This window comes from Streptomyces sp. NPDC048637 (assembly GCF_040650675.1).
Taxonomy (GTDB): Bacteria; Actinomycetota; Actinomycetes; order Streptomycetales; family Streptomycetaceae; genus Streptomyces.
On sequence record NZ_JBEZHQ010000081.1, the window covers coordinates 1 to 8,913 of the forward strand.

General features: G+C 69.2%; 2 protein-coding genes. Both read left to right on the forward strand.

Annotated features, from left to right (window positions below; translation table 11 throughout):
• The coding region (locus AB0C46_RS40500; protein ID WP_362834142.1) for a beta-ketoacyl reductase at nt 1-1,308 on the forward strand (1,308 nt) is incomplete at its 5' end.
• A 49-nt stretch (nt 1,309-1,357) separates the two neighbouring features.
• On the forward strand, nt 1,358-8,913 hold a 7,556-nt coding region (locus tag AB0C46_RS40505; RefSeq protein ID WP_362834143.1), incomplete at its 3' end, for a type I polyketide synthase.

The following is an 8,913-nucleotide window of genomic DNA, read 5'->3' on the forward strand; positions in this document are numbered from 1 at the left end:
GGGACGGTGCTGATCACGGGTGGTACGGGCGCGCTCGGTGCTCGTGTGGCGCGTTGGGTGGCCGAACGCGGTGCCGAGCACGTGGTCCTGACAAGCCGTCGGGGCCCGGAGGCTCCCGGTGCGTCGGAGCTGGAGGCGGAGCTGTCGGCGCTCGGGGTGCGGGTGACGGTGGCGGCCTGCGATGTCGCGGATCGGGGTGCGGTTGAGCAGCTGCTGGCCGGGTGTGCCGTGGATGCTGTCGTTCATGCGGCGGGTGTGGTGGATTCCGTGCCGTTGGGGGATGCGGGTGCGGAGCATTTTGCTGAGGTGATGGGGGCGAAGGTCGCCGGTGCCGTGGTGCTGGATGAGGTGCTGGGTGACCGTGCGCTGGATGCGTTTGTGGTGTTCTCGTCGATCGCTGGTGTGTGGGGCAGCGGCGGCCAGGCGGCGTATGCGGCAGGCAATGCCTTCGTCGAGGGGCTGGTTCAGGCGCGTCGTGCGCGAGGTGCGGTCGGTTGTGCGGTGGCGTGGGGTCCATGGGCCGGCGGTGGGATGGCCGGTGTGGAAGACGCGGAGGAGCATCTGCTGCGTCGTGGGCTGAAGGCCCTGGATCCGGGGCTGGCGGTGTCGGCTCTGGAGTCGGCGGTGGGCGCGGGTGAGGGTTCGGTAGTGGTAGCGGATGTGGAGTGGGAACGCTTCGCTCCGGCGTTCACCAGTGCCCGTCCGAGTCCGTTGCTGGACGACCTGCCGGAAGTCGCCGATGCGCTGCGTGCCACGCCCCAGGAGAAGGCCGACGAAGGAAAACCGTCCTTCCTCGGCAGGATCGCGGATGTCTCCGCGGTGGAGCGCTCGCAAGCCGTACTCGATCTCGTACGTACCCACACGGCTGCCGTACTCGGATTCCGCGATCTGAAGGCCGTGGAGCCGCTCAGGGCCTTCCGGGACTCGGGTTTCGACTCACTGACCGCCGTCGAGCTGCGCAACGGACTGAACGCCGAAACCGGCCTGCGGCTCCCCGCCACATTGGTCTTCGACTACCCCACGCCGCAGCTTCTCGCGGAGCATGTGCACGACACTCTGTTCGGTGCCGCGGACGCCGAGCCGGAGACGGCTGTACTCGCTGACCTGGACCGTCTTGCGAGCGCGATTCCAGGAATTTCCCCAAAGAACGCCGCCAGAGGGCTCATCGAGGCCCGTCTTCGGAGCATCCTGTCCGTGCTGGGTGAGGTGGCCGAGGATGATTCGAAGTCCGCCGTGTCCCAGCAGTTGGATGCGGCCTCGGACGACGAGATCTTCGATTTCATCAATCAGGAGTTCGGGCGTTCCTGAGCGCCGCAAGTGAACCGTTCCGGTCTACAACGTATGGGGCAAGTTCCACATGGCGAATGAAGAACGGCTTCGGGATTACCTCAAGTGGGTTACCACCGACCTGCATGAGGCCCGTCGGCGCCTACAGGAGCTGGAATCGCAGCAGCAGGAGCCCGTCGCGATCGTCGGGATGAGCTGCCGCTTCCCCGGTGGTGTGAGCTCACCGGAGGAGTTCTGGCGCCTGCTGCACAGCGGAGAAGACGCGATATCCGAGTGGCCGCGGGACCGTGGCTGGGATGCCGATGCGCTGTACGACCCGGAGTCGGATGGCTCGGGCACGAGCTATTCGTGCAAGGGCGGCTTTGTCTACGACGCCACCGAATTCGACCCCGGATTCTTCGGCATCACACCGCGCGAAGCGCTCGCGATGGACCCGCAGCAGCGGCTGCTGCTCGAAGCTTCCTGGGAGGCTTTCGAGGGCGCCGGAATCGACGCTCTCGGGGTACGGGGAAGCCGCAGCGGTGTCTTCGTCGGATGCAGCGGGCAGGAGTACGGCGCCGGCCTTCGCGACGTTCCCGATGACGTCCGTGGCCATCTCCTGACCGGAAACTCGACTTCGGTCGTGTCGGGTCGTGTTGCCTACGCACTGGGCCTTGAGGGCCCGGCGGTGACCGTGGACACGGCCTGTTCCTCCTCCCTGGTGGCATTGCATCTGGCCGCACAAGCACTGCGGTCCGGTGAATGCACGCTCGCCCTGGCGGGCGGGGTGACGGTGATGTCCACGCCAGGGGCGTTCATCGAGTTCAGCCGGCAGCGCGGCCTGGCTGCCGATGGTCGCTGCAAGGCGTTCGCGGAGGCCGCGGACGGCACGGGGTGGGCCGAGGGTGTCGGCATGCTGGTGCTGGAGCGGCTGTCGGATGCCCGGCGGAATGGCCACCGGGTGTTGGCTGTTGTGCGCGGTACCGCGGTGAATCAGGATGGTGCGTCGAATGGTTTGACGGCGCCGAATGGTCCGTCGCAGCAGCGGGTGATCCGGCAGGCGCTGGCGAGTGCGGGTCTTTCGGCCGCGGACGTGGATGCGGTCGAGGCGCATGGGACCGGTACGTCGTTGGGTGACCCGATCGAGGCGCAGGCGCTGCTCGCTACGTATGGGCAGGACCGGGACGAGGACCGGCCGCTGTGGCTGGGTTCGGTGAAGTCGAACATCGGGCACACGCAAGCCGCCGCGGGTGCGGCCGGTGTCATCAAGATGGTGCTGGCGTTGCAGCACGGTGTGCTGCCGCAGACACTGCATGTCGATGAGCCGTCCTCGCATGTGGACTGGTCGGCGGGGAATGTACGTCTGCTCACCGAGGCCATCGGATGGCCGGAGAGCGACCGGCCGGGGCGAGCGGCGATCTCAGCCTTTGGCGTGAGTGGCACCAACGCGCACGCTGTACTGGAGCAGGCCCCGGAGGCAGAGCCCCTCCACGAAGAAGGACAGCCGGACGGCAAGACCGAAGCCGTTCGACTGCCGCTGTTGCCCTGGGTGCTGTCGGCCCGCAGCGACTCCGCCCTGCGCGACCAGGCGGGAAGGCTGCTCGCTCACGTCGATGCCCACCCCGAGTACGGCATACGGGACCTCGCCCGTTCGCTCGCCTCGACGCGCGCCGCGCTGGAGAACCGCGCCGTCATCGTCGGCAGCAGCCGTGCGGAACTGATCGCGGGACTCGGCGCCCTTGCCCGTGACGAGCATGTCGAAGGCCTTGTGCGTGGCACGGCCCAGGCAGGGGTGAAAACAGCCTTCCTGTTCACGGGGCAGGGTGCGCAGCGCTTGGGGATGGGCCGGGAGTTGTACGAGGCCTTCCCGGTTTTCGCGGACGCTTTTGATGCGGTGTGCGCGTACTTCGACGGTGAGTTGGCGTTGCCGCTGCGGGATGTGGTGTTCGGCACGGGGCCGGAGCCGGATGCGGAGCGGCTGGACCGGACGGGCTTTGCTCAGCCGGCGTTGTTCGCCCTTGAAGTGGCGTTGTTCCGGTTGGTGGAGTCGTTCGGTGTGCGGCCGGATTACTTGGTGGGTCATTCCGTTGGTGAGTTGGTGGCGGCGCATGTGGCGGGTGTGCTGTCGCTGGAGGATGCGTGTCGCTTGGTGGCGGCGCGTGGTCGGTTGATGCAGGCGTTGCCGGCGGGTGGGGCGATGGTCTCGCTCCAGGCCACCGAGGCTGAGGTACTGCCGTTGCTGGAAGGCCAGGAGCAGCGGGTGAGCATTGCCGCCGTGAATGGTCCGCAGGCGGTGGTGGTTTCCGGTGCGGAATCCGCGGTGTTGGAGATTGCGGGGCATTTCGAGTCCGAGGGCCGGAAGGCGAAGCGGCTCCAGGTGAGTCACGCCTTCCACTCGCCGCTGATGGAGCCGATGCTGGACGATTTCCGGGCGGTCGCGGAGAGCGTGGCGTATGCGGAGCCGCGTATCCCGGTGGTCTCGAATGTGACCGGAGAACTCGCCACAGCAGAGCAGTTGAGGTCTCCCGACTACTGGGTACGGCACGTCCGCGAGGCCGTCCGGTTCGCCGATGGCATCCGGTGGCTGGAAGAGCGCAGCGTCGCTCGGTACCTCGAAATCGGCCCCGACGGCACGCTCACCGCGATGACCCAGGCATGCGGGGAGAGCTCCACGCAGATGACGGTTCCCGCACTGCGAAGGGACCGGTCCGAGACATCGCACATGGTGAGGGCCATTGCGCAGTTGCACGCCCACGGCGCCGTACCCGACTGGGCTGCCCTGCTCCCCGGAACACAGCCCGTCGATCTGCCGACATACCCGTTTCAACGTGACCGCTATTGGCTGGAGGCGTCGGGAACGGAGGACGAGGGCCGCGTGGCCCCAGCGCTCGATGGAGCCGATGCGCAGTTCTGGGACGCGATTGAGCGCGGTGACACGGCGGCGCTGACGGGAGAGCTGGCGATTGCCGGTGACGCCACATGGGATGAGGCACTGAGTGCTTTGTCGTCGTGGCGGCGGCAGCAGCGTGCGCGGTCGGTGGTGGACGGCTGGCGCTATCGGGTGGAGTGGAAGCCGCTCGCTGCTCAGTCCGGTTCCGGTGGCGTACCGGGCGGGCGCTGGCTTGCACTGGCGGCAGCGGGAGACGCGTACTGCGACGCTGTGGTGGACGGGCTGGCGGCACGTGGTGCTCGGATTGAGCGGGTGGCATGGACCGCCGACGCGGACCGTGGACTGCTGGCCGAGCGGTTGCGTGACGCCGCTGGTGACGAGCCGGTCACGGGCGTACTGGCGGTGGGCGCCGCGGATGCGATGAGTACCGCGGTACTGGTGCAGGCGCAGGGGGATGCCGGCGTCGGCGGACGGCTGTGGGTGGTGACGCGCGCGGCGGTCTGCGTGGGCCGGTCGGATGGCCGGCCGGAGCCGGTGCAGGCAGCCGTGTGGGGGCTGGGCCGGGTGGCGGCTCTGGAGTACCCGGACCGTTGGGGCGGTCTGGTCGATCTGCCGGACACGGTGGACCGTAGGGCGCTCGACCGGCTCGCCGGTGTGCTGGCCGAGGCCGCTGAGGATCAGGTGGCGGTGCGGGCATCCGGTGTCTTCGGCCGCCGGCTGGCTCATGCTCCCGCTCCTGCTCCCGCTGTCGCTGGAGAATCCGCCGACGGCTGGCGACCGCGGGGGACGGTGTTGATCACCGGCGGTACGGGTGCCCTGGGCGCCCGTGTGGCCCGTTGGGTGACCGAGCGCGGTGCCGAGCACGTGGTCCTCACCAGCCGTCGAGGCCCGGAGGCTCCCGGCGCGCCGGAGCTGGAGGCGGAGCTGACCGCCCTTGGCGCACGGGTGACCGTGGTGGCCTGCGACGTCGCAGACCCGGAGGCGGTCGAGGCACTCCTGACCGAACACCCCGTGGACGCCGTCTTCCACGCCGCGGCCGTACTCGACGACGGCGTGCTCGACTCACTCACGACGGAGCGGTTCGCCACCGTCATGCGGGCGAAGGCCACCTCGGCCGTCAACCTGCACGAGGCGACACGAGACCGTGATCTCTCGGCCTTCGTCCTGTTCTCGTCGTTCGCCGGCACCCTTGGCGCCGCCGGCCAGGCGAACTACGCGGCCGCCAATGCCTTCCTGGACGCGCTTGCCGAACAGCGTGCCGCCGAAGGACTGCCCGCGACATCCCTCGCCTGGGGACCCTGGGGCGAGATCGGCATGGCGAGCGATGCGTCCATGGCGCAGCGGATGCGCCGGGGCGGAGTGTCCCCGCTGCGGCCCGACCTCGCCGTCGACGCCATGCAGCACGCGATCTGCTCCGGCACGCCCGGCCTGGTGATAGCCGACATCACCTGGACGGACTTCCGTTCCGCCTTCGCCACGGTGCGCCCCAGCCCGCTGATCGGCGATCTTCCGGAGATCCGCACCGAAGTTGAACTCGCAGCCGAGACGGGAGGCGAAGACCGCCAGTCCGCACTGCGCCAGCAGCTGACCGGCGTGGAACCGGCCGAACAAGAACGAATCCTCACCGATCTGGTCCGGTCATACGCCGCCGGAGTGCTGCACTACGCGGGGCCCGCCGAGGTACCGCCGAACCGGCCCTTCCGGGACCTCGGAGTCGACTCGTTGCTCGCCGTGGAGCTACGCAACGCACTCGGCCTGGCGTGCGGCCTCACACTGAGCGCGACCGTGGTCTTCGACTACCCGACACCGACCGCACTGGCCGGCTTTCTGCGCACCCGGATAGCCCCGGCCCAGGACGACGTCGAGCAGCGGACAGCGCCCTCGGCGGTTGACGGTGACCCCCTCGCCATTGTCGGGATGAGCTGCCGGTTCCCGGGCGGTGTGGACTGCCCTGAGGCTTTCTGGGAGCTGCTGTCGGACGGTGTGGACGCTGTCGGGGAATTCCCGGCCGACCGCGGTTGGGACCTGAATGCGGTCTATGACCCCAACTCGGCACACTTGGGCACCAGTTACGTCAATGCCGGCGGCTTCCTGCAGCACGTGGACCGGTTTGAACCCGCCTTCTTCGGCATGAGTCCCCGGGAAGCGGTAGCGACGGATCCGCAGCAGCGCCTGCTCCTCGAAGCGTCCTGGGAGGTGCTGGAGCGAGCCGGAATCGATCCGCATTCCCTGCGGGGCAGCCGGGCGGGCGTTTTCGTGGGCACCAACGGCCAGGACTATCCGGCCCTCCTGGCCAATTCCCCGGACGATTTCGACGGCTATATCGGAACCGGAAACGCCGCGAGCGTGGTGTCCGGGCGGGTGGCTTACACCCTCGGCCTGGAGGGCCCGGCGGTGACCGTGGACACGGCGTGCTCCTCCTCGCTGGTGGCCCTCCACTGGGCGGCGCAGGCCCTGCGTTCCGGCGAGTGCGACATGGCGCTGGTGGGCGGTGTGACGGTGATGTCCACGCCCGGAGCGTTCATCGAGTTCAGCCGGCAGCGCGGACTCGCCCCCGACGGCCGGTGCAAGACCTTTGCTGCGGGCGCCGACGGCACCGGCTGGGGCGAGGGCGTCGGGATGGTGCTCGTGGAGCGGCTGTCGGACGCCCGCCGCAACGGCCACCGGGTCCTGGCCGTCGTGGCGGGATCCGCGGTGAACCAGGACGGCGCATCGAACGGTCTCACGGCGCCCAACGGCCCCTCCCAGCAGCGGGTGATCAGGCAGGCACTGGCGAGCGCCGGCCTGACCCCCTCGGACGTGGACGCGGTCGAGGCGCACGGCACGGGAACGGCCCTCGGCGACCCCATCGAGGCACAGGCTCTTCTCGCCACCTACGGCCAGGACCGGGACGGGGACCGGCCGCTGTGGCTGGGCTCGGTCAAGTCGAACATCGGGCACACCCAGGCAGCCGCGGGCGTCGCCGGTGTCATCAAGATGGTGCTGGCGCTCCAGCACGGCATGCTCCCGCGCACCCTGCACGTGGACGCGCCCTCGCCCCACGTGGACTGGTCCGAGGGCAACGTACGGCTGCTCACGGAGCCGGTCGCCTGGCCGCTCGACGACGAAGCGGCGGGCCGTGTCTGCCGGGCAGGCGTGTCCTCGTTCGGCATCAGTGGCACCAACGCACATGTGGTCCTGGAAAGCGCCCCCGAACCGCCGGCCGCCACCGAGGCCCTTCAGGCCGCCGCGCCGGAACGCCCGTCTCTCACACCCCTGGTGCTCACGGCCCGCACCGAGGCCTCCCTCCGCGCGCAGGCAGCTCGCCTGCGTGCGGCCTACGAGGACAACCCCGCGCTGGACCTGGCGGACGTGGGTTTCTCCCTCGCCACGACCCGCTCCCTGCGCTTCGACCACCGCGCCGTGGTCCTGGTGGGCGACCCGGTATCGGCAGTCCACCGCCTGACCGTGCTCGCCGACGACCACAGGACCCCCGGCCCCGGCGTCATTCGTGGCTCGCAGGCAGAAGGCCCGCTGGCCCTGCTGTTCGCGGGCCAGGGCGCGCAGCGGCTGGGGATGGGCCGGGAGCTGTATGAGTCCTTCCCGGTGTTCGCCGATGCTTTTGACGCGGTGTGCGCGCACTTCGAGGGCGAGTTGGAGTCGTCGCTTCGGGGCGTGGTGTTCGGTCAGGACGCGGAGGCGCTGCATCGGACGGGTTTCACTCAGCCGGCGTTGTTTGCGGTTGAGGTGGCGTTGTTCCGGTTGGTGGAGTCGTTCGGTGTGCGGCCGGATTACTTGGTGGGTCATTCCGTTGGTGAGTTGGTGGCGGCGCATGTGGCGGGTGTGTTGTCGCTGGAGGATGCGTGCCGTCTGGTGGCGGCGCGTGGGCGGTTGATGCAGGCGTTGCCGGCGGGTGGGGCGATGGTGTCGCTTCAGGCGTCGGAGGACGAGGTGTTGCCGCTGCTGGAGGGGCTTGAGCAGCGGGTGAGTGTTGCTGCGGTGAATGGTCCGGAGGCGGTGGTGGTTTCCGGTGAGGAGTTGGCGGTTGCCGAGATCGCCGGGCGTTTTGAGTCCGAGGGTCGGAAGGTGAAGCGGCTGCGGGTGAGTCATGCCTTCCACTCGCCGTTGATGGAGCCGATGCTGGACGAGTTCCGGGTGGTCGCGGAGAGCGTGGCGTATGCGGAGCCGCGTATCCCGGTGGTCTCGAATGTGACCGGCACTCTCGCCACGGCGGAGGACCTGACATCCCCCGATTACTGGGTGCGGCATGTCCGTGAGGCCGTCCGATTCGCTGACGGTGTGCGGTGGTTGGAGCGGCAGGGGGTGTCCCGGCTCCTGGAGGTCGGGCCGGACGGCACCCTGACCGCCATGGCACAGCTCTGCCTCTCGGAACCTGATGCCCTGCTGCTTCCCGTCATGCGCAAGGACCGCTCCGAGACGGAAGCCCTGCTGACCGCTGTCTCGCATGCGTTTGTGCTCGGCACGGACGTGGACTGGCGTACGTGCTTCCCCGCCGCCCGGCGGGTGGACCTGCCCACGTACGCGTTCCAGCGCGAGCGCTTCTGGCCGACGCCCGCACCTGTCGCCGACCCGACCGAGAACTGGCGCTATCGGGTGGAGTGGAAGCCGCTGGTGGCGCAGTCGGGTGGGGTGCTGGGTGGTCGTTGGCTTGCTGTGGTGGCTGCGGGTGAGGTGTGGTCCGAGGCTGTGGTGGAGGGGTTGGCGGCGTGTGGTGTGGCGGTTGAGCGGGTGGAGTGTGTCGCGGGGGAGGTGGACCG